The 19,892-nt window shown below is 61.0% G+C and carries 23 protein-coding genes; 3 read left to right on the top strand and 20 right to left on the bottom strand.

Annotated elements, in window-relative coordinates; translation table 11 throughout:
- Nucleotides 1–25: 25 nt before the first annotated feature.
- The 9 genes from ACPC54_RS36970 to ACPC54_RS36930 all read right to left on the bottom strand — a co-directional run bounded on the left by ACPC54_RS36970 (nt 26) and on the right by ACPC54_RS36930 (nt 6,790).
- Nucleotides 26–223 (bottom strand): hypothetical protein, encoded by a 198-nt coding sequence (locus ACPC54_RS36970; RefSeq protein ID WP_498971218.1) that lies wholly within the window; start codon nt 221–223, stop codon nt 26–28.
- Nucleotides 224–1,421: 1,198 nt separating this feature from the next.
- Complete coding sequence (locus tag ACPC54_RS36965; protein WP_498971216.1) at nt 1,422–1,775, bottom strand: hypothetical protein; 354 nt, start codon at nt 1,773–1,775, stop codon at nt 1,422–1,424.
- Complete coding sequence (locus tag ACPC54_RS36960) at nt 1,772–2,524, bottom strand: ParA family protein (RefSeq protein ID WP_498971214.1); 753 nt, start codon at nt 2,522–2,524, stop codon at nt 1,772–1,774. The genes ACPC54_RS36965 and ACPC54_RS36960 overlap by 4 nt, the downstream gene beginning before the upstream one ends.
- 194 nt (nt 2,525–2,718) lie before the next feature.
- On the bottom strand, nt 2,719–3,114 hold the full coding sequence (locus ACPC54_RS36955) for an arsenate reductase/protein-tyrosine-phosphatase family protein (protein ID WP_498971212.1): 396 nt from the start codon (nt 3,112–3,114) through the stop codon (nt 2,719–2,721).
- Nucleotides 3,115–3,133: 19 nt separating this feature from the next.
- Entirely contained in the window at nt 3,134–4,552 is a 1,419-nt protein-coding gene (locus ACPC54_RS36950; protein ID WP_498971210.1) for an ASCH domain-containing protein, read from the bottom strand.
- A 29-nt stretch (nt 4,553–4,581) separates the two neighbouring features.
- Complete coding sequence (locus ACPC54_RS36945) at nt 4,582–5,106, bottom strand: ATP-binding protein (RefSeq protein ID WP_498971208.1); 525 nt, start codon at nt 5,104–5,106, stop codon at nt 4,582–4,584.
- 97 nt (nt 5,107–5,203) lie between these two features.
- Entirely contained in the window at nt 5,204–6,058 is an 855-nt protein-coding gene (locus ACPC54_RS36940; protein WP_498971206.1) for a helix-turn-helix domain-containing protein, read from the bottom strand.
- 8 nt (nt 6,059–6,066) lie between these two features.
- Nucleotides 6,067–6,588 (bottom strand): DUF6879 family protein, encoded by a 522-nt coding sequence (locus tag ACPC54_RS36935; RefSeq protein ID WP_498971204.1) that lies wholly within the window; start codon nt 6,586–6,588, stop codon nt 6,067–6,069.
- On the bottom strand, nt 6,563–6,790 hold the full coding sequence (locus tag ACPC54_RS36930) for a hypothetical protein (RefSeq protein ID WP_498971202.1): 228 nt from the start codon (nt 6,788–6,790) through the stop codon (nt 6,563–6,565). The genes ACPC54_RS36935 and ACPC54_RS36930 overlap by 26 nt, the downstream gene beginning before the upstream one ends.
- A gap of 443 nt (nt 6,791–7,233) precedes the next feature.
- On the opposite strand from ACPC54_RS36930, the gene ACPC54_RS36925 reads away from it, so the two are divergent.
- Both ACPC54_RS36925 and ACPC54_RS36920 read left to right on the top strand, forming a co-directional pair.
- Nucleotides 7,234–7,533 carry a hypothetical protein gene (locus ACPC54_RS36925; RefSeq protein ID WP_498971200.1) on the top strand — a complete coding sequence of 100 codons (300 nt, stop codon included), beginning with the start codon at nt 7,234–7,236 and terminating at the stop codon, nt 7,531–7,533.
- Between the two features lie 73 nt (nt 7,534–7,606).
- Entirely contained in the window at nt 7,607–7,924 is a 318-nt protein-coding gene (locus ACPC54_RS36920) for a hypothetical protein (RefSeq protein ID WP_498971198.1), read from the top strand.
- A 210-nt stretch (nt 7,925–8,134) separates the two neighbouring features.
- Here the strand turns inward: ACPC54_RS36920 and ACPC54_RS36915 are convergent, their stop codons facing one another.
- The 10 genes from ACPC54_RS36915 to ACPC54_RS36870 form a co-directional block, all read right to left on the bottom strand.
- Nucleotides 8,135–8,860: a pentapeptide repeat-containing protein gene (locus ACPC54_RS36915; RefSeq protein ID WP_498971196.1), complete on the bottom strand. Its 726-nt coding sequence runs from the start codon at nt 8,858–8,860 to the stop codon at nt 8,135–8,137.
- Between the two features lie 237 nt (nt 8,861–9,097).
- Nucleotides 9,098–9,691, bottom strand: coding sequence for a plasmid pRiA4b ORF-3 family protein (locus tag ACPC54_RS36910; protein ID WP_498971194.1), 594 nt, complete (start codon nt 9,689–9,691; stop codon nt 9,098–9,100).
- On the bottom strand, nt 9,688–10,053 hold the full coding sequence (locus ACPC54_RS36905; protein WP_498971192.1) for a DUF5615 family PIN-like protein: 366 nt from the start codon (nt 10,051–10,053) through the stop codon (nt 9,688–9,690). Before ACPC54_RS36905 ends, ACPC54_RS36910 begins: the two co-directional genes overlap by 4 nt.
- Entirely contained in the window at nt 10,046–10,267 is a 222-nt protein-coding gene (locus tag ACPC54_RS36900; RefSeq protein ID WP_498971190.1) for a DUF433 domain-containing protein, read from the bottom strand. The genes ACPC54_RS36905 and ACPC54_RS36900 overlap by 8 nt, the downstream gene beginning before the upstream one ends.
- 32 nt (nt 10,268–10,299) lie before the next feature.
- Entirely contained in the window at nt 10,300–11,811 is a 1,512-nt protein-coding gene (locus tag ACPC54_RS36895) for a type IV secretory system conjugative DNA transfer family protein (protein WP_498971188.1), read from the bottom strand.
- On the bottom strand, nt 11,808–12,818 hold the full coding sequence (locus ACPC54_RS36890; RefSeq protein WP_498971186.1) for a replication-relaxation family protein: 1,011 nt from the start codon (nt 12,816–12,818) through the stop codon (nt 11,808–11,810). The genes ACPC54_RS36895 and ACPC54_RS36890 overlap by 4 nt, the downstream gene beginning before the upstream one ends.
- Before the next feature lie 69 nt (nt 12,819–12,887).
- Nucleotides 12,888–14,858, bottom strand: a complete 1,971-nt coding sequence (locus ACPC54_RS36885; RefSeq protein ID WP_498971184.1) for a type IV secretory system conjugative DNA transfer family protein — start codon at nt 14,856–14,858, stop codon at nt 12,888–12,890.
- 55 nt (nt 14,859–14,913) lie between these two features.
- On the bottom strand, nt 14,914–15,951 hold the full coding sequence (locus tag ACPC54_RS36880) for a hypothetical protein (RefSeq protein ID WP_498971182.1): 1,038 nt from the start codon (nt 15,949–15,951) through the stop codon (nt 14,914–14,916).
- Between the two features lie 51 nt (nt 15,952–16,002).
- Nucleotides 16,003–16,365: a hypothetical protein gene (locus tag ACPC54_RS36875; RefSeq protein ID WP_498971180.1), complete on the bottom strand. Its 363-nt coding sequence runs from the start codon at nt 16,363–16,365 to the stop codon at nt 16,003–16,005.
- A gap of 63 nt (nt 16,366–16,428) precedes the next feature.
- Complete coding sequence (locus ACPC54_RS36870) at nt 16,429–17,439, bottom strand: single-stranded DNA-binding protein (RefSeq protein ID WP_498971178.1); 1,011 nt, start codon at nt 17,437–17,439, stop codon at nt 16,429–16,431.
- A gap of 454 nt (nt 17,440–17,893) precedes the next feature.
- Here ACPC54_RS36870 and ACPC54_RS36865 point away from each other — a divergent pair, with 454 nt between their 5' ends.
- Nucleotides 17,894–18,739, top strand: coding sequence for a hypothetical protein (locus ACPC54_RS36865; protein ID WP_498971176.1), 846 nt, complete (start codon nt 17,894–17,896; stop codon nt 18,737–18,739).
- 95 nt (nt 18,740–18,834) lie between these two features.
- On the opposite strand, the gene ACPC54_RS36860 is transcribed toward ACPC54_RS36865, so the two are convergent.
- Nucleotides 18,835–19,320 carry a hypothetical protein gene (locus tag ACPC54_RS36860; RefSeq protein ID WP_498971174.1) on the bottom strand — a complete coding sequence of 162 codons (486 nt, stop codon included), beginning with the start codon at nt 19,318–19,320 and terminating at the stop codon, nt 18,835–18,837.
- Nucleotides 19,321–19,892 lie beyond the last annotated feature (572 nt).

Below are 19,892 nucleotides of genomic sequence, written 5' to 3'. Positions count from 1 at the left end.
CCCTCCCCTCTCCTGCACGTGGCACTCATCGCCCAACGAGTTGCCGGCGAATCAGTGCCCACCAGGACACCCGAGGTAGCACCGAAACCTTCTCGCCCCGGACACTGGTGCGGACCAGGAACAGCCCCGCATTCCCCTGCTCCCGGGCAAGCATGAGCTCGTCCGTCGCCTCGACCTGACTGCGGGCCGACACAACATAGACCTGCGTGATCGTGTACTGCATAACGGCGTTCCTCCTTTCTGCCGCCTTCCCGCGGCGCACGCAAAGCGCACACACGGTGCACTGGCGCGTCAGGGCCGAAGCCGCCGCAGCGGGACCGAAGGGAGCCTTGACGCGACTGTGGAAGCCGTGTGGCATCGTGCGAAAGACGCGGCGGAAGCGGCATACCCCAAGCAGCTAAACCCGGCAGGCCATCACCCGCCGGCTCTCGTGGAACCAACCCAGGCGCGAATGCCACCACTCGGTCATCCGTACGGATCCACTCTTCCCCGTCAGGGGCTCCTTGCTGGCACGGCGGAAGGAAGGTCTGGAAGGAAAGCCGCCGAGCCAGCCACTGTGTCCCCCCTTGGGGGTGGCCTCGGAGCCTGCATCACCCGAAGGGTCATGTGCGAAGCCATATGTGCAGGCGAAGAGGACGGGGGGAGTCAGCCGCGCCGTCGACCGCAGGGAGCTGGGATGCACCCCTGAGGGGCGGCTGACTCCCCCCGTCTTGGCACCCCTCGAACCCGCTGGCCAGCGGGCTGTTCCTTCCAGCTACTGATCGCCCACAGGGCGCTCAACTGCTTCCACTGGGTGTACCGGCTCATGTACCGGCCTGAGACGGTACGGCACCCGACCGGGTACAGAACCTGCTCGAACACGTCCCCTACTCGGTCACGACTGCTGCACAGCGTCATAGATCGATCCACTAGTTTGCGGATTGAGCCGGTTTGATAGTCCAAAGACACAACGACCCCTCCCCCTAGAACCCCCGGGGGTTACGATCATTGGTAGCCCTGGCCGCTTTTCTCCCCGTTGCCAAGCAACGAAAATAAAGTGTTGGCGTGTTGTTTAAAACGGGATCAGTGTCTCATGCTCTCTCGGGAGTGAACCGAGTGCCTTATAGCCAACGTGCGTCAGTAATCCAGCTGTGAAATCTCACTACCGCTGGAGCTCCAGTTATGAGTGAAACAAATAATGAGGACTTCCACCAGACCGGGTCCGGGCCCGGTACGGGCCTAGTCCCGGCCTGGTCCGGGCCGGGGGCCTATGGGCCGGGCCGGTTATAGAGTTCTTTCCTTCTCCCCTTCTCGAACAAGATATCGCGGCTGCCCTGCGCGTCAAGGGCTTCGCATGCCCGTACCCGGCCCTTGACCCGAGAGGGCCACCCGCAGAAGTCTTCCTGTAAGGGAAGAGGGGAAAGGGATTAGGTCGAATCGAATTAAATTCGAGTTTGCGAGGAAGCCTTGCGGTCGCGCAGGTACACATCGAGGGCTTCGCGTACCATGGCACTCATGCTGCCGGGTTGCCCGTTAGGACCACGTTGTTCTTCGGCAATCTGCCTTAAAGCGTCGTACTGATCTTCATAAATATCGAACTTGTGGCGCTGCCTGATTGCCCTGTGTTCGATAGGGGGCCGGGCCTCGGCCTGGGGGCCGGGCCTATCGGCCGGGTGGCTGTGTGCTTGTTCCGATGGAGGCATTGCAGGCCTCGTGTTTGGTTCGGGCCTACGAGAAAAGAAGACCGAGCCTTCAAGTTCATTAGTGATCGTGCTGGTATCAAGCTTCTTGGTCATAGGTTAAACAACTCGGCGATCAGTTTCGTGTAAGCAAACGCCGCCGGCGACTTAGGGCTAAACGAAAAGACGTCGCGCTTCTGAAAGTGAGCATCGCGCAAATCGGTGTTGCGAGGAATAACCGTATTAAGTACCGAGCTGGTATAGGTCTGGCGCAAAATCTGAAGGGACGTCTTGCTGTTGACGGTGGGATCGCTCATGGTGAACAGGAACCCTGCAAGCTCCAAGGAAGGATTGAAGAGCTCGCGCACCTCCTTGATGGTCTTACTGATCTGAACGATTGAGTCAAGCTCAAAGTATCCAGGGGCTACCACGACTAGTGCCTTATCCGCCGCGGTGAACGCGTTGATGGTTAACCAAGAAAGCGTCGGTGGGCAATCGATGAAAACGTAGTCGTAGCTGGCCTTGAGGGCATCGAGCTCGCGTTTGAGGCGTTCCTCGCGATGGTCAATCGCGGTCGTCAGTTCAACGTCGGTGGTCGACAGGAGGATGTGCGAGGGGACGATCGTCAGGTTCTCGACGTTTGTTTGGTGCACCGGCAGGGGGCTGCGATCAAGGATTGTCGCGATGACCGTCTGGTGCTTTTCGATCTTGGGATAGTCAGGCAGCAGAACCTTGCTGCTGTTGGCCTGGGAGTCAATGTCGATGAGGAGAACACGCTTACCCTTATAGGCAAGCCCTGCGGCAAGTGAGATGGCTGATGATGTTTTTCCGACGCCTCCTTTCTGTGAGGCAATTGCAATAACCATAAATTAAGTTAAACCCACCAAGGCCCTGGACAGGTTCGCTTCGGTGGCATTTCTTTGATCTAATGACAGAATAGCGAATTCCGCACCATTATGTCAATATGACAATAAAGTCTGGTGGGCTTTTATTTCATACGCAAAGCCCCGCCCGGGAGTGGGGTGCCCGGACGGGGTCTCGGTGGTGCTTGGTGTGGTTCTCAGCCGGCGGAGAAGAGGGCCGTGGCCTCCTGGATCTGAATGATGGCGTGGGCGAAGGCCTCGGGCTCTTTGCCCCAGGGATCGGTGATGCCGGTGCCAAGGATGCGGACCGGCCGGGCCGGTCCGACGAGGGTCTCCACGGCGTGGGCTGTCTCCTCGTCCACGGCCACCAGGTCATCGGCCCAGGAGAGCCCGTCCTCGTCCAACAGAACGCCTCGGTGGGCAGTGAGGTCGTAGCCGAAGGCTGCAGCGGCCTCGATCATGCGGGGATGCGCGGGCTTGCCGACGTGCCAGTCGCGGGTGCCGGCCGAACGGACGGCAAGCGTTCCGCCGGAGCGCTCAGCGATGATGAGCGCAGCGATGGGGGAGCGGCAGTGGTTGCCCTTGCAGATCACCAGGACCCGCCGTTGCCTGCTACTCATCGGCCTTCACCAGCTCGATCTCGAAGGTGATGACGCCCAGGGATTCCTTCTCGGGCGGGAAGATCGAGTGAATCGCCCGAAGCTGTTCCTCTTCCGTGGCGTGCGGGTTCACAGCCACCGGGTCCTCGGTGCCGAACATCTCCCGGAAGCTGCGGTACGTGCCGATCCGGGTAACCCGGGTGAGGCACTCCTCCTGCCGGCAGGTGAAGAGGAGCAGATCGCCGACCCGGACACGCTTGAGGGAGTCGTACTGGACACGCACCTCGACGGTCTTCTCGCCGCGGGCGATCATGTCGAAGTACTGCTTGAAGATGCGCAGGGGCCGGGGACGTCCCTGCGGCCTGGACTGGCGCCGGGCAGGCTGGCGGGTGGTCATGAGCGTTTCCAATGCGGTTGTGGTGTACGAGCGGTAGAAGTGCCTGGGGTCTGAGAGCAGGACCTCGCCGAGGCCAGTGAGCGCGTCCACGTAGTCCGAGTGGGTTCCGGGCCAGGACAGCGGATCAAGGAGCCATCCGGAGGGGGTCTCGGCGGTGTCGGCCGTGGCCGTCTCGCGAAGCAGGGACTTGGAGAGCTTCCCGCCGTCGCTGCCGAGCACCTGGGGCGTGAAGATGCGGACCGGTGCCGAATCCGGCAGACCGATCGCAGCGTGGGCGCCGTCCACGAGGGTGCAGCCGAAGGCCCAGTCGCCACCCTTGACCATGACGTGAAGGGTGCGCTCGCTTGCGCGGTAGGTGCGTTCCTTGACGACGTTGCGGTACAGCGTTGCCAGGTCGATGTAGCCTCCGCCCAGGGGCGTCAGGTCGGCTTCGTACCTGCCGTGCTCGTGGCAGAACGCCTCAAACAGCGCTCCCGAGTCGTCCAGGTCGAGCAGTCGGGTGGTGCCGGCGTACTTCTCCGCGAAGCCGCAGTCCGGACAGGGGAGCCGGATGTGCGCGGTGCCCGTCGCGGGCGAGAGCCAGTAGCGGATTTCGTCCAGGTGCTCCAGGGTGCGCAGGAACTCGGCCCGAAACTCCGGGCTGTCCTGCTGCTGGGTGTAGGTGGTGAGGGTGTAGGGCACCCCGGTGCGCCGAGTTAGGGCATTGAACAGCGGGGTGTAGTGCTCGGCGACCAGCGCGTTGATCTGGTCCTGCCCGAGCTGGTGGTAGTACGTCTGCTGGTACGTACGGCCCGCAGCCTTGAGGGTGTGGCCCGGGGAGTTGTCCAGGGCGCAGAAGTCGACCGACGTCTCGATGCCGAACGCGTTGCCGGCCTGTTCGGCGAGGAGGAAGGCGAGGCTCTGGACGAGGTGGGTGCCAAGGTGGGGACGACCGTTGACCTGGGTACCCACGCTGAAGCGAATCTGCTCGACGTCGGAGGCCCACAAGCGGGGCCTGAGCACGTCGATGGTTTCGTGAACTGCGTTGGCGAGCACGGTGTTTGGCGAGATGAGCGGTGGTGTACTCAACTGATCCTCCCCTGGGTGGATGAATCGGGTCGGTACGCAAGATCGGCATACACGGTCTTGCCGAAGGAATCGGGGGTAACGCCCCAGCGGCCCGCGGTGAGCATGTGGACCAAGGCCAGGCCCCTGTGGCACTCGTCGTCCTCTCCTGCGGCAAGCAGGACCGGGAGGATTCGTGACCCGTCGCGAACGGCGAGGCGGACGGACGTTTGCAAGCGGTGGACTCGGACAACCATGAAGGCCTGGCAGCCGGTCTTCACGGCGTTGCCGACGAGCTCGCTGATGATGAGCGTCGCGGGGTCCACCAGCTCGGGCAGTTCCCACGCGGTGAGCTTCTGGCGGATAAGCCGGCGGGCCACACCGGCGGCCTCGGGACGGTAGGGGAGTACTACAGCGCCAAGCGCGCGATAGCCGCTCGTTCGGCGAGCAAGCAGGATGGCACGGCGTCGGGCGTAGGCAAGAGGGTCCGGTCCGGCCACGGTGAGAAGGTGCGCTTGCTCCTGTTGCGCCGTGCTGCGGTGCATGCCGCCCCCTGCCCGTGTGTGCGATTAAGCAACGAGCCTTGACCGTAGGAGTGGGCAACCTCCGGGCTCCACGAGCTTGCAGATACTTGCGGGAGGTTCACTCCAAGGCGTTGATGGCCTGGGTGATGAGGAGACGTGCCGGGGCGCCGTAGACCGCTTGTTGTGCAAGCAGGGCAAACGTCTGCTCGTACATGCGGATCTCATGGGGCTGCGTAATGGTCAGATGCGCTGAGACCAGCTCGACGCTTGCTTGCACGTCGTCGAAGATGAAGAAGCCTTCGACAGGCCGCAGTTGGGAGCGGTCAGCATCCTGGGGAATGATTCCCAGGCTCACCGAGGGCAGGGCGCCGGCCCAGAGGAGGTGCCCGAGCTGGCCCACCATGGTGGGCACACTTCCTAGGCGGTAGCGAAGCGTGCTCTCCTCAAGGAGGACGGCGAAGCGGTGGTTGCCCTCTTGGAGCACGGTCTGCTTCTCCAGGCGTACCTGGACGGCTTCCTCGACATCATCGAGCAGGTTGCGCCTGGCACGAGCGGACTCAAGAAGTGCACGGATGTAGTCGGCGGTCTGCAAGGGCCCGGGGATGAGCCAGGAGGAGTAGATCCGGAAGCGCTCCGTGCGCTCCCACAGGGGAAGCACCGACTCTTGGACGCGCTTGAGCCCGGAGCGTTCGAGGCGACGCCATTCGACGTACATTCCCTCGATGCCCCGGGCAACAGCGATCAGGTCCTCGGCCTGGTCCGGCACACCACAGTGGGTCGCCCAGGCTCGAAGATCCGCATCAGTCGGTGTTGCGGTGCCGTGTTCAAGGCGCGAGCACTTGGATTCGTGCCAGCCGGCAAGGTGAGCCAGCGCCCGGCCGGTCAGTCCGGCATCCTTACGGATCTCACGCAGGCGCTGGCCCAGAGACTGCTTGGCCTTCTCGACGCTGGATGAAGGGGAGGTGGGTGCCACGAGCCAGATCAGTTCAGCTTGTACTGGTCGTGGGGCGTGGCACGCTCCCAAACGGCCTCAAACGCCGTGGCGCAGAGGGAGGTTACCGCCGGGTCGTCGATGACTTCCCGGTCCGTGACATCACCGTCTCCTGAGAAGTGGATGACGAGCAGGGTCTTGCCGTCCAGGAGCCAAAAGTCGTTGCCGGGCAACGCCAGGTCGGTGGCGAGCCGACGAGGAAGCCACCGGACCTCCTCACCGGCCGCGACGTTGGTGAAGGTGATGTCGTGCTCGAAGCGGATGTAGTCGCTCACCGGCTCGGAGACGATCCGGGCCCGGCGGACAGCGACTCCGCGGTCAACGGTCTGGCGGATCAGCTCCAGCCACGGGCGCCACCACGACGCGCGGTCCGCGGGGTCGTCACGGTGGCCGGCCTGCCATGCGATGAACATGGGGTCGTCCCGCATGTACCCGTCGCGCATCTCAAGATGCAGCGCTGACTCCTGGCACTGGGCGAGGAGTTCCTTAAGCGTGGGCGTCTGGCCCACCATTCACCTCCGGGAAGAACTGCATCATCCGCTTGGGGAACTCGACGACGTCCTCGTGCCCCGGCAGGTTGAGCTGCGAGCGGCGCTCCTGGTCCGGGACCTTCCAGCCCTGGATCAGGTAGTTGTCCGTCTCGTCGTCGTAGTACAGGGTCGGGGAGTCACCGTCGGGGCTGTTGGGGTCCTTGCCAAGCATGTGCAACGCCATGATGGGCCCTCCTGCATGGGGTGGACGATCAGTGTGTCCGATCTTGCAGCATGCAGTGGCCCGACCACTATGAGTTTGCGGAAGTTTGCGCGAGGAAGGTGGCGCAGGCCGGCAGGCTGATCCCCGGGAAGGTTTGGCCGGTGTCCTGGAGCGGTTGGGGAGCGGGGAGGCCGTACGCTCGTCGGCACATCGGGGCAGCTGCCGCCTGCCCCTTGAAGCCCTGATGAGGCCTCTTCGCTTCGGGGGTCCCAGCCGATCGAGGTGGGTAAAGCTTCCAGGCCACTCTCAATGGTCTTCCAAGGCAAGCCAATCCTTATCTGCTATCCCATCAGAAAATCGGTGATGGAATCGCTTGGCGTCCGGCGTGACCCGGGTCACACTCGACAGTCCACGACCCAACCAGCTCGGAGGAGAACCCTCGGGCAGAGGGAAAGGGGAAGGCCATGCCAGTCACACCAGGCGCCTATGGCGGTGGATCCAGCGGCGGTGATCCGTCAGTCTTCGGCTCCGGCCGTTACTCGTCCAGCTACAACTGCTGGGAGCGGCCGGTCGAAGTGGAACCGGACGAGCCGGCGGACAACGTCTACCCGGCAGAACCCATCGAGACGCGTGCTGAGACCGTCCAGGTCGACAACGCTGCGGAGGTAGCACGCGACAACATGGCTGAGAACTACCGCAGGAGGCACGAGGCAGCAAAGACCCTGGGTGACCTTCTAATATGGGTAGAAAAGGGGAATTTCTAACACTGTGGAGAGTGGCCAAGGAGGTCGCCAGCCCTATTGCTGGCGGCCTCCTTTTGCTATAATGCAAGCATTCATGGGCAAAACAATTAGGGTTCTTATCCCGTGTGAAATTCAAATCGTAAGCATTCCCGGCCGAAATCCGCTCAGTAACTCAGAGCAGCTACTTCCTTACAGCTTCCCTCGGGAAGTCCTGGAAAAGCTGCGGGCTGAGGCGCAGCTTCAGGGTAAGACGCTCGACCAGGCACTCTTCAGCCGCTACCAGAAGCATGCAGAAGAGATGAAGGTCATTCAAAATGCGATGGAAAAAATGCGCAAGTGGTGGCCAGAGCATCAGGGGATCACATTCGAGCTGAAGCTAGCCGGCGACATCATCTGGCAGCACGTCAACTAGCCATGGGATTGCACCAAGTCAGGGCTATAAGACGCCATCAAGGGAGCTTAATGCGGTGACGGTCCTCGACGGCCTTTAGCCTCGCAGAGCCCTCCCCAAATGGCGCTATAGGGCTAATCGGCTTCCGCGTGTCGCACCGTAGCCTCGAAACTCGGTCGAAGAATTTTTATTCTGCGACATGAGACGGGCACCAATAAGAGCACTACAGGGCTAGCCGGGCGGGGGCTGCTTGCAAAGCGGATACATTGCGCCCTTTGATTTATCCAATCGCGAGCCGTCAGGGTTGACTACATCCGTCGGAATAATCTCCTGGGCCAAATCTGCCGTTTGAGGATTAGTAAGGAATCCCTCGGGCCAGCACGTGTACGCGTTCGCCTTGACTTGATGAAACTTGCCCTTTTTGGGATTCTCGATAAGCGCATGACTCAGATTTGCTCCGCGCAGATCAACGCCAGAAAGTTCGGCGTCTTTAAAATCTGCAGTAGAAAGGTCTGCGACCTGTAGATTGACGTCTGAAAGCTTGGCATTATTGAAATATGAGCCCTTGAGCACGACGCCGCTCAGATGCACATCTGTAAGATCCTTACCGCCAAACTGGGCACCGGTAAGATCTTTCCCGCTGAGCGTGATTCCCTTCAGTGGATGATTTGCCGGGTCAAACCCAATAAGCTTGGGGGCGGAGGCCAAGGTGTCTCGCCATGAAGTCTCCGCCTGCGCATCTTGGATGGACTGCTGAAGAATCAGGAGAATAATGGATACGGTTGCGCCCGTCAGGAGGCCAGTGCCCAGGGATGAAAATAGCGAGCCCTTGGCTTTATCGCTCCGACTTCGAATCTCCTTTCTGGATAGGAGATATGATTGCCAAGTAAAACCTAGTCCCGCAAGGAAAAGAAGTGCAACGAGCGGGGGTTCCCACCAATTAAGGCCGTGTTCCATGCCAAGTTAATATCACCCGGGAAGGTGTGGTGTTGGTAGGCTCTTCATTATTCAACCCGAACAGAGCAGGGACATGCAAGGAGAAGAAACGTATCTGCACGTTCTCTCTTCCTCCCTTTGTTGAGAGGATGCCGCGGCTGCCCTGCGCGTCAAGGGCTACGCAAGCCGCCTCCGGCCCCTTGACCCGAGAGGGCCACCCGCAGATGTCTTCCTGTAAGGGAGGGAAGGGAAATGAGATCAGGCGGTGCGGCGGTCCAGGGTTGCCAATGCGGTGTTGACCTCATCGGGTTCAAAGGCTGAAGGGTCGAACCGGACAGCAGATTTGAGCCCGAGCCACCGAAGGTCGCTTTCATGTTCCGGATGTGTGGGGTCAGCGAGAACCTCGATGAGATGGTGGTACTCCTCGATGCCACCGCAATCCTCAGGAGGACATGCCCCTTGACCAGCGAGGCAGCGGGGATACGCTACATCCGGCTCGGAGGCCGTGATGGCTTCAACGACAATAGTGTGTTCCCAGTCGTCGCCGGGGTCATACGTGTATTGGAGCCGGTCACCGCTATTCGGGGCTACCTGAGAAAGCCGGGTCTGCTCAGCACTGAGGACTCCTTCGTCAAATTCAGGGTCTTGCGCGTCCGCGCCGGCATACTTGCCTCCGGCGGGCGTAGTGAACTCCCATAGGTGACTGTTCTTCCAGTCGAACGCTGCCTGGATGCTGTCATGTAACGCCTGGAGGGTGATGTCCGACCGTACTTCCAGGCGGCGCCAGATAAGCGGCTGTGAGCCGCGAATACTGACCTTGAGTTGATGGATCGTGGAGGCTGATGGCTTCATGCTGAGGTCTCCTTCTCGCTCAAAGGTGTGTAGCGGCCGGAAAAGTGAGAGGGGGTGTGCTTCATAAGGAGCGCAGTGAGCTGGGAGTCGATCTGCTTTGGCTGCCAGTGGGGTGGGATGCCTATCACTCCCGCGTCTGCCTTAGTGCCAGCAAGCTTGATGAAGTGTTTGGTATTACGGGTAAGGATGATTCTCCCGAGGGTGACGGCGAGGTCGTAGACATGGTCGTCTGAGGAGCTGTCTTTGTGGAGATCCTCGGCCACGTGCTTGACGTCGAAGTGTTCGTTGACTCGGGGAAACGATGAACGAGTCGGCATCTGCTCGTCAAGAAGGAGCTTGTGCTTATGAAATCTCTTAACCATGGAGTATTGAATTCAGGGAACCAAGCCCTGCGGAATGCGCCTCCTCGATAGCCCCCTTGAGTGTTTCCCGGTCCACCCACGAGTACATGGTGTAGATCTCATCCAGGGAGTAGCCGTCCTCAAGGCGATAGAGCAGGACGTCAACCGGCACGCGAGTCCCTTTAACAATCGGTGTCCCATCTAATATCTGTGGATCTGTGGTTATGTATTTCATATCTTTCTTATAGCAAATACCACCCTTCGAAATCAATACCCAAATCGCTTTCCGCGAGGTCTCGACACGGGAAGGGGAAATACGGTCTTGGGTTCGACGAACTCGCGGACCTGTCGACGGCGGTGTCGGCGGGAGATCGGTGGTCGGGCGGGTTGTGGTGCTCGCCGGCCTGCACGGGGTTGGTCTGGTGCCGACCGGAAGAAGCGGCGGAGGTAGTCCTGCTCAACCGAGGCGACAAGCGAGGGCTCTACGGCAAGGTGGGGAAGGGTAGGGGTTCGTACCTTCTGCACACGATCATTGGGCAGACGAATGTAGGCCTCGCCGGTGTGGAGTTGCTGGACCCACTGGACCTGGCGCTCCCACTGCTCCTGGAGCGGGTAGTACGTCGGATGCGTCCGCTCCTCAGCCTGGTCGTCGGCCACCAGGTGCTTGACGGCATCGGGGTTCACAGTGCCGAACATGCGGGCGGAGTATTCGGCGTCCGGTCTGCCGGCCTTGAGGATGACCTCCAGTCCCACGTTTTGCAGCGCACCCTTGAGGCGGTCTGAGGCCTGGCTCCAGTTCTGGTGCGCCATGACGCAGAACAGCTGGTACTTCCTGGTCTCCGAGAGCATGCGCGTCAGAGCCTCTTCGGACTGGGCCATGAACTGGGAGAACTCGTCCAGGATCAGGTGGTGTGGTCGCCGAGGTGTGGTCGCACCCACGCTGGCCCGGCTCAGGGCAGCGGCCTCCATGCCCACGGTGATGAGACAGCCAAAGAGCCGGCGGACGTCGGGGGACGGGAACGCCAGGTTGATGATGACGCTGGTCCCTGAGTCGATGATCCGGCGGAAGTCCAGGGCGTTGTCTGCGTGTCCCAGCGCGTAGCGCAGGGCTGGTGAGAGCGTGAGCAGGTCTGCCCGGTTGAGGGTCGACTCCTTCATCAGGGGTGCCTCGCGTCCCCACTGGTCCATGCGCAGACGAAAGAAGCGGATCACCTGGGGGTCGCTGACCCGAGCGAGCACCGTCGTCCGAAGAACCGGGTCGACCAGGAGGTCTGACAGCTTGGTCAAGGGAAGGCCGGCCTGGCGCAGAGCGATCACCGAGTGCTTGAGGATGTTCTCGAACGTCGGTGCACCGTGGGCGAGTTCGGGCCACGCACGGCGGGCCGCTTCCGCCACATGCTCGGCCATGGCGTGATCGTCATAGGGCTGGGCGAGGAAGTTGAAGGGCAGGTACCGGCCCTCGGTCGCAGCTCTGGGGATGTCCAGGTACACCAAGGCTCGGCGTTGCTCGGTTGTCGCCAAGGACCCGTTCGCCACCAGGTGCGTGAGGACCAGGCGGGCAAGGTCACCGTGCGGGTCAACCAGGGTGGCGGGCATGCCGGCTTCGTGGAGCGCAAGGAACAGGGAGGCTAGGAAGTAGCTCTTGCCTGAGCCGGTCTTGCCGAGGACGTGGGTGTGGACGTGGGCTTCGTCGGCTCGGAGTGAGAGGGTTCGGGGGAGCACGCGCCACTGGCGGTAGGTGCCAAGAGGAATCCGTGGCGCACGCCGGCGGCGGATCATTCGGTGTCGTGGTCCGCCTCCTTCTCCTCGACCAGGGCGGCTGACCCGATCGGTGGGACGACCAGCCGCGGCGCACCGTCCGGCCCGGCAGGAGGGGGAGCGTCGAGAAAGCTGTCGGCGTACGCGGCGCCGGCCTGGAACCAACGGAGACCGAAGAACAGCTCGAACGGGTCGGTCTCGACCGGCGAGGCCTCGGTGAAGAGAAAGATCTCCGCGAGGTCCGCATGGCCGATCGCCTCAAGCTCCCGGGCAGTCCAGGACGAGAGCTGCTCACGCCTGGCCTCGGTGGGTACCACCGTCGCAATGGTGAGGTTGTCCGCGTCGAAGCGTCCTCGGTACGGACCCATGGCCCACGCAGTGAGGGCGGCGACCTTGCGGCGCCAGTACTTCTGCTCCTCCGTGCCGCGGTCCAACTCCAGGGCGACGTAGATGGACTCGTCGCCGACGAGGAGCTCGAACCAGGCATCCGGGATCACTGCCACGCGGCGTGCATCGGGATAGCCGGCGGGTTGCACCCGTACCGCTTCCCGCTTGAGCTGGCGCTCGGTGAGAAGCCGAGGAATCGAGACGGCCGGACACTGCTGCGACAGGAGCTCAGCGGCCACGAGGACATCGACGGCCGCAAGGGTGTGCTCCATGAACGGGTTGTCCCAAGCCTTCTGCTGCTCCTCGGACGGGCGGTAGTAGCTGCTGCCCAAGGCGAGGCCACGGGTGGTGAGGTGCTTGCGGCCCTTATCGGCCAGGGTGAAGACGTGCGGTGCTGACCCGAAGCGTGGCGTTGGTAGCTCACGGAGGCGAAGGAGGTAGCCTGCCTCGGCGAGCCGGCGGAGACGGCGCTGCGCGTAGCGGTTCTCATCGTGCGAGCGGGGATACAGGAGTCGCCCGACCTGTGCCGCGGTCATGTACTGGAACCGGTTCACCGCACGAAGGATCGCCTCGTCCACCTCGGTGAGGCGGATCGCGGAGAGCCGGGAAGAACCATGTGGCTGGATGATCGGGTACTCCATCTTCCGACTTTGCCAGACCGGCGTGAGATTTCGTACAGACAAGCGGTATGTGTCGTGTAAGAGAACGGGCTACTCCCTGGGTTTGGGAGGAGAGCGGCGACCGATCCGCGGCGGCTGACGCTGTAGCCGTTGTCCAGTTGGCTCCTCAGCCTGCTTCTGTGGCCCTGGATCTTGTTCGTTAGGAGAAGCCGAGGACTTTGCCGCTGGCTCGACGAGCTCTTGCCAGTTGTAGCAAAGCTCCTTGCGGGTCCGATCGATGAGTAGTTGTTGGCGAAAAGCTGAGTCGTAGGGAGAGACTGGCTCTTTGGTTGGGAGGGTCTCCATCTCGAAGACGTGCGCGCTGGCCCTCATAAAGGTTTCCCGCTTGGGAAGCGCGGACAGTACCGTGGAGACCTTACGATCCGAGGCAACGGACAGCGGCTGCAGAATTGGGTCCGCGATAAGTGCGGCAAGCACGGAGGCTAGCTCATTGCTCAATTCGATATGGCGGCGTCCCAGGATCCGAGCCCTCGCATCGCGGTCTGTCCACGGTTCGAAGCGTTCAAGACTGAGAAAGGCTTCGATGAATTGAGACACCTTCTGTGTAGGTGCTCGCCCGTGGAGCATCGCGTCATAGAGAAGCTCGTTTAGGTACGCAACAGCTGGTCTCGCCCTTCGGTCAATGTACGTATCCCACCCAAGATCCTCTTGTTTTCGGCTTAGGTCGAGCAGTGGACGAACCCGGCGGTGTCCGAATCGGTGCACGGCCTCGTCAGAGTGGCCTTCGAGAAACTCGGCAGCCTTCCGGCTGGGTGGGCGTCTCTGCAACTGCTGCTGAAGGCCAGCGAACGTGACAGCCAGCTCGGCTGCGTCGGCTGGGGTCGTTCGAAAGGCTATGAGGTTGGCAGCCGTAGTGATGCCTTCGCGCTTCAGTTCCTCCTTATCAAGTTGAGCCATGTACTGATGGGCCAGAATCAACTTGGCGCCGTACTTGCGGCCCTCGACGAAGAGCTCCACAAAATCGCTAGTCGCAAAGTTGTGGAACTCATCAACGATCAGGGTGAATGCGTCTCTGGGATCGTCAGGCGTAGCAGCGAAGATGAGCTCATGAAGCAGGTCGGTAAGGACAACTCCAGTAAGTTTAGCCGCTCGGCCATGCGTAATATCCGCAACGGGAAGCTTTATGAAGAGGCTCTTGCGCTGCTCAATGAGCGGAGGCAGCTCTAGATGTAGGCGTGGAACACATAGGAGACGCTCCAAGGTTGGATCTGAGAGCAACTCATCGAGACGAACGAGAAAGGGCTGGATCCTGTTGGTCCGCTCCCGTGAAGGCAATGAGGGGAGTTCCTTGGTCCAGTACGAAAACGTGCGAGGATGGCGGATATTGCGAAGTACCTTCTCGGGTGGTTGTGTGATGAGCCAATCCGGTACATCAGCAATTGTGCACTCCGGATTGCACGCGAGTGTTTGGGCCACATGGAGGAGCGCATTCTCGACATGCACCCCCTGAGTAATCTCCGGCCAGAGTCGCTCGAAGACTCTCCTCACGCGGTTTACGGTTGTGCTGCGCTGCTTGTCATTCTCCGGCTGCAAGCAGCGAAAGATGTTGAGGCTAAAGGGGAAGTCGTGCGCGTCGCGCAAGTCAAGGAGACAGGTGTCATCAAGGTGAGCTGACGGCATCCGGGCGATGATGTCGTCGATAAGTTGGTCGTGTGGGTCCAGAACGATCAGGCTGTCGCCGATCTCAAGGCGCTGGAGTGCGAGGTTGAGCAACAGCGAGGACTTGCCGGTTCCCTGGACACCAACCACGTATGTGCCAGAGCACAGATCATCGGCGGTCACCGTTACGGGCTCGCCCGTCAGCTTGTCCCGGCCAAAGGTGACTGATGCGGAGGCTGCCCGGGTGGCGCGCTCGTCCAGCTTCGCTTCCTGCTCGTAGTACTCGGCCTGGGCGATCATGCTTTCCTCGCGCTGATCAAGCCACCACTCATGATCAGCCGCGGAGGTATCCCAGTCAGGGACGGGCTCCTCCGATGGGTCGTCATCGTCAGGTTGGCGCATCAGGCACACACCTCCCTTCTCCAGGGTAGGCACAGCCGGCGGATGCGGCGTCCTGCTAGGAGGTGGACGGGTCTTCGTCGTACCCGAGCTCGGGCTGCTGTGGGCGAATCATCGCGTTGGGGTCAAGAGAAAAAGGGACGACTTCGTGGTCGTAGCCTTTGTACGCAGCAGCGATTTCCGCAGCAAGCTTTTCTTCATCGATCGCCTGCCCGTGAAACCCATCCTCCATGACCATGATCATGGCGCGAGTCAGGTGACTTGCGGCACGCACTCGCTCAATGGCTGAGGGCGTCATTCCCGGCAGGTCATTCTCAACTCGCAACGTCCTCTCCTCCTCGGCCAACAGGCGCCGAGCGGTGCTGAGCTGATAGAGAAAGTTGAGGACTTCCCTGTCTTGGAGATCTTCTGCTGGGATACCGAGCCGCTGGGCTTCTTCCTCGCAGCGGGCGTACCCCTGCTCGCGGTCCTCCGGGAGTACCTCTGGCGCAGACCACGTAATAGTGGTGGGCAGCTCATCGGGATCAACGCGGTAATTCCACCAGCGAATATTACTCATCATGCTGCCATCTGGAGGTAGGAGGAGCTGATCTGATGTTTGGGAATCGCGCCACGGGCCTTCCTGGGGCGGAAGTGGGGGTTTACCCCAGCGTTCTTCATTCGCCCAAAGCTCACTTGTTGGTCGGAGCTCATATCCGTAGTCCTCCAAGTAGGATAGATCATAGGGGCGAAGATCCTTGTGGGCGAGCATACCGAGCTTTATTCCCTCACCAAGCATGCCAAGACTGGCCTCTGTGAGCGCCCTGCAAAAATTGTAGCGATTCCCCAAGGGGTGCTGTTGGACCTCCTCAATGCGATCCCAGCGTCCACGTGCGCCATTACTAAAGTTCCACTGTAGGTCTTCAGTGTCATGGAGTACCGTGACGAAGCCTTGCACAAGTGGCTCAGTCGCGAGGGCCTCAAGCGATATCTCCGCCGTATGTGCGGTGAGCCTCAGTTGATAGTCCCGACGTTGCTGCTGTCGATCAATCGACAGACGTTCGGCTTGTCCTGCGTCTACTCTGGCAAGTTCGTTACCTTCTCCCCCTTCTGGCATATACCACTGTGTATGTCAGATTGGCGGGTTCTCCGTCAAGAGGGAAAATCCCTATCGGCCGTTTCCTGAGGCTGGCGGGGGCAAGGTCTCCGCATAGGTCAGGTGGACGAAGGCATAGGAAGGAAAGTCGTCCTGAGAGCGGAAGCCCGCGATGAAGGGCGGGATCGCCTCGTTGAGGCCAGCGAGGAAGCCGAGGACGCGCAGGGCAGCACTCCGCTTGATACTCTCCTCGGTGGCGTAGCACTGGTAGGACGTGACCTTGGTGGTGGTGCCATCCTCGTTTCGCCTGCGGTGCTCGGCAGTATGCAGTGAGATGTCTGCGGCGAGGACGTCGAACATCTGCCGATACTCCGCCTGGCTGCGTTCGTGGTGGTTTTCAGGGATCAATTGGTCGTCGGGTTCATGTTCGCGCATATGGGTTATACGGTGCGCAGAAGATCGGGCGTCACATGAGTGAAATGTTTTTGGAACGACGGCTCAGCGCTTGGTTATCGCAACTGAGTAGATCTCCTGCGCCGTCTTTGCTGTGCCGTCCCGGCCCTGGTACTCGCGCTCGTGGAGGTAGCCCACAACGTCGACCTCCTTCCCCTTCACCAGCTCGCCGGCCTCCACCCGCTTCTTCAGGGCTGCTGCACGGTCGCCGAAGGCGAGGACATCCCGCCAGGTCGTGGTGCCATCGTCGTTGTGCAGGGCCAGCGGGAACTTCGCAACAAGCTTGCCGCCGGCAGTCTCACGGATGGTGGGGTTTCTCCCCAACCGGCCGGTGACCTTGACGCGCTCTGGCTCTTCCTCGTTGTCCGCCTGCGGAGCCGCGGTATCGACCTGCGGGGCCTGGTCGGCCTGCCGGACTCGGCGGGCTGTTGCCAGGGGGTCTTCCTCAGCACGAGGTGTCGTGAGCACCGGAGCTTCCCCACCACGTGGATGGGCAAGCATCTCGACTGCCTGCACCGATGGCTGATCGACCGGGCGCGCCGGCTTCTTCTCTGGTGGTGTGGCGAACTGGGTCCGGGCGGGCTTCTGCGCGGCCGGCGCCATCACAGCGTCCTCGGCGGTGGTGACGCTGGGCGGGCCTGGAGGCGTGGTGTCCTCGCGGTCAACCTCTGCGGCGTAGTAGCGGATGGCCTCTTCGGGTTCCTGGGGATCAAAGGGGAGCGGCGTCTCTTCAACCATGAGACCGAGCGTCACGATGCCGTTGGGGTGCAAGGTCACTGAGGTGCGGTCGTGTGCTGAACGGGAGCGAAGGTAGACGATCCCCTCCTCCTCAACGACCGGGGTTGAGGCATCGAACAGCTCAACACGGGCGGTCTTGGTGGCGATGCGGGTAACGCCAGCATCAGGAAAGGTCTCCAGACTGAGGGGCGTCTCCTCGTCGTTGACCTGGAAGTGCCAGCCCTTGCCAAACGCCGGGTCGGCAACAGGCAGGGACTCTGCCCCTAAGGTCTTGGCGATTGCTGCCTGGTCAAATGTTTGTGGTTCCCGTTCTGCCATATGAGGACGGATTATACGGTGCAGGGGCGGCAAAAGCTGTAAGACAGGTTACAACGTTAATGGGAATTTGGCCTGCGGAACAGTCGCTGGAAGAGCGTCACTCTCCGAGGCAAAGGCGCCGGTTCGGCAGGCTTCGGGGAGTTCTTTTGCTCCGATGGTCCTTCGGATTCCCCTTTGCGAGGCACGTGAATTGCCAATAGGGCATTTAAGAGCCCCGCTCGGTGCTGCTCGAAAAAAGCTTCGGGGTCTTTGGCTATTGAGCGGTATTTCTGATACTCCTCCTCGCTTAGCCAGTCAGGTTTCCTAAATAATGGTCGATCCTCTCGTTCTGTCATATGTTCCAAAGTGCTTCCTCTGTCAAAATATCAAATGGTCAACCTAGGTGTCAATGCCCTTTGCAATCACCCACATGGCGCCTAGTAATTTTTAGGCATCCCCTGTAGGATCGTTTCTTATGCGCAAGTTTTGGGATTGGGTTGATCGAATCTGGGTGAAAATTCCTGGTTTGAAGAAACTCAAGGACCCTTGGGAGCGGTTCACGGCAGTCGCCGCCTTCCTCTTTGTTGCTGCGGCATGCCTCGATTACTTCGCAGCCGAGGATGTATCGACGGCTATTCGAGGTGGCATGAAAGCTGCGGCCGCGCTATTCGGCGGTATTGCAATTTGGCTGCCTGTGCGCGAAGTGCGATCGGAAGCAGAACGCCATCGGCAATCCGAGCGAGTGTCTGAAGATCGCAATAGAGAGCTTGAGTCGCAAATTGAAGAGCGCGCCCTCTTGCTACTTCGTTCCATGCTTGAAGACTCCTTCATTCCGCTGTGCAATCATCTTCACTTTCTTGGTGGCCTGAGCCCCGAGCAGCGATCCGGATATGAAAACGGCCTAAAGCACAGGATTGCGACAACCGCCCACTCGCTCGCAGGAAAAGACCACTATCGCACATCGTTCTACGAGTACTCGAATGCTGGAAAGCACGCATTGCTGAGATGTGATGAGGTCTCTTATGGGCGGACACCCTCACCAAAGCCAATCAAGGGGAATTCGAGCTTTGGTAGCACTGTGATGCGAAGCCTGGAAAGCGGCGGATGTCATGTGTTGCAGTCAGGTGACACGTCTCTTGACTTTGCTAAAATGGTCATGCATCCAGTGGCGGCGGGAGCGCGAATCTTTGGGATAATCGCCATCGATACGCGTGAGCCAGCGGCGCCGCTAACAGTAGAACACCATGGTCTTGTGCTATCTGTCCTTGCCGAGTGGCTAAGCACGGGCATCTTGCTCTGTCGTGAAACATCCGCGGGTTAAGGGCTACGCTTACCTCGTGGCGCGGGCGCTGCCCAAGACTCGACCCCTTGCCTGGGCCCGCGCCTCACCGCCGGAAGGTGACTGACCCGCTCCGGTCACAGGTCGGTGCCGCGGCGGCGCAGCTGTTGTAGATCGGCCGCGTTGAGGGCATCGAGCTCACGACGTGCATCCTCGGACCCGGCGGCAGCACCCCTGGCAAGCCAGTGCTGGGCATCCCCGAGGTGGCCCTCCTCCTTGTAGGACCGCCCAAGGCAGCGGCACGCCATACCTGCGAGTAGGTCCGTCGAGTTGGCGACGACTTCCCAGAGCTTGCGGGCATCATCCTCCTCGCCCCGGATGCTGAGCAGACTGCCCAGATTGATGATGGCCCCAGAATCACCCGCGCGTGCCGCCACCGTGTACCAGTGCTCGGCTTCGTCATCCCGGTCCTGGTCATCAAGGATCTCGGCAAGGTTCAGGACAGCCGGCAGGTACCCGGCTTCGGCTGCCTTGCGGTAGTACCCCTCTGCTTTGGCAACGTGGCCCTCCTCCTCAAGCTGATGTGCTCGTTCGAAGTAAGCTTCGATCTTTGCCTGTCGCATGGCCCGACCTCCCAACGACGAGGACTCTCTTCCAGCCCAGACGCCGCGGGGCCGGGTGTCAAGCGGTGGCTCCCCTGCCCTTCACCCCGAAGCCCCCTGTGGGGGCGCGAAGATCCACTAAGCGGGCGCTTCGCGCCTTACTGGAAGAAGATGCATCGGCTGGACACCGTTCGCCCTGGGGCTCGTGGTGACCTCACGGGCATGCCGTAGAGGAAGGTCTGTCCCCTATATATGGGGCCGCATGCAGTGCCCGTGACACGGAACCGTGTCACATCCGTGTCACAGACCCTCCGAGATGCTCCGGAGCACACCTCGCTGACCTGGGCGTTTGTGGACTGGGTGGATGGTACGGATGCCACGCCCCTTGATTTCGGCCGCTGGGGGTCAAGGGGTCGCAGGTTCAAATCCTGTCGTCCCGACTTGCTCTTCGCAGGTCAGAGGCCGTTTCCACCGGATGGTGGGAGCGGCCTTTTTCGTTGGGCGTGTAAGCGATCTCGTGTAAGTGCCTTGTGGTTATCGGATGCTGAGCCGGTCCTCGAAGAAGAGTGAGAACTGGTTCAGCGCCTCCTTCC

Source organism: Kitasatospora sp. NPDC094028, assembly GCF_049543595.1.
GTDB lineage: Bacteria > Actinomycetota > Actinomycetes > Streptomycetales > Streptomycetaceae > Kitasatospora.
This window is presented reverse-complemented; position numbering and strand designations above follow the sequence as displayed.

Bases quoted from the DNA above. Each gene is read 5' to 3' on its own strand.
- ACPC54_RS36965 (WP_498971216.1), bottom strand. From the start codon at position 1,775: ATGACCAAGAAGCTTGATACCAGCACGATCACTAATGAACTTGAAGGC.
- ACPC54_RS36900 (WP_498971190.1), bottom strand. From the start codon at position 10,267: ATGAAATACATAACCACAGATCCACAGATATTAGATGGGACACCGATT.
- ACPC54_RS36910 (WP_498971194.1), bottom strand. From the start codon at position 9,691: ATGAAGCCATCAGCCTCCACGATCCATCAACTCAAGGTCAGTATTCGC.
- ACPC54_RS36925 (WP_498971200.1), top strand. From the start codon at position 7,234: ATGCCAGTCACACCAGGCGCCTATGGCGGTGGATCCAGCGGCGGTGAT.
- ACPC54_RS36960 (WP_498971214.1), bottom strand. From the start codon at position 2,524: ATGGTTATTGCAATTGCCTCACAGAAAGGAGGCGTCGGAAAAACATCA.
- ACPC54_RS36915 (WP_498971196.1), bottom strand. From the start codon at position 8,860: ATGGAACACGGCCTTAATTGGTGGGAACCCCCGCTCGTTGCACTTCTT.
- ACPC54_RS36885 (WP_498971184.1), bottom strand. From the start codon at position 14,858: ATGCGCCAACCTGACGATGACGACCCATCGGAGGAGCCCGTCCCTGAC.
- ACPC54_RS36870 (WP_498971178.1), bottom strand. From the start codon at position 17,439: ATGGCAGAACGGGAACCACAAACATTTGACCAGGCAGCAATCGCCAAG.
- ACPC54_RS36920 (WP_498971198.1), top strand. From the start codon at position 7,607: ATGGGCAAAACAATTAGGGTTCTTATCCCGTGTGAAATTCAAATCGTA.
- ACPC54_RS36930 (WP_498971202.1), bottom strand. From the start codon at position 6,790: ATGGCGTTGCACATGCTTGGCAAGGACCCCAACAGCCCCGACGGTGAC.
- ACPC54_RS36890 (WP_498971186.1), bottom strand. From the start codon at position 12,818: ATGGAGTACCCGATCATCCAGCCACATGGTTCTTCCCGGCTCTCCGCG.
- ACPC54_RS36875 (WP_498971180.1), bottom strand. From the start codon at position 16,365: ATGCGCGAACATGAACCCGACGACCAATTGATCCCTGAAAACCACCAC.
- ACPC54_RS36895 (WP_498971188.1), bottom strand. From the start codon at position 11,811: ATGATCCGCCGCCGGCGTGCGCCACGGATTCCTCTTGGCACCTACCGC.
- ACPC54_RS36935 (WP_498971204.1), bottom strand. From the start codon at position 6,588: ATGGTGGGCCAGACGCCCACGCTTAAGGAACTCCTCGCCCAGTGCCAG.
- ACPC54_RS36880 (WP_498971182.1), bottom strand. From the start codon at position 15,951: ATGCCAGAAGGGGGAGAAGGTAACGAACTTGCCAGAGTAGACGCAGGA.
- ACPC54_RS36865 (WP_498971176.1), top strand. From the start codon at position 17,894: ATGCGCAAGTTTTGGGATTGGGTTGATCGAATCTGGGTGAAAATTCCT.
- ACPC54_RS36905 (WP_498971192.1), bottom strand. From the start codon at position 10,053: ATGGTTAAGAGATTTCATAAGCACAAGCTCCTTCTTGACGAGCAGATG.
- ACPC54_RS36970 (WP_498971218.1), bottom strand. From the start codon at position 223: ATGCAGTACACGATCACGCAGGTCTATGTTGTGTCGGCCCGCAGTCAG.
- ACPC54_RS36860 (WP_498971174.1), bottom strand. From the start codon at position 19,320: ATGCGACAGGCAAAGATCGAAGCTTACTTCGAACGAGCACATCAGCTT.
- ACPC54_RS36945 (WP_498971208.1), bottom strand. From the start codon at position 5,106: ATGCACCGCAGCACGGCGCAACAGGAGCAAGCGCACCTTCTCACCGTG.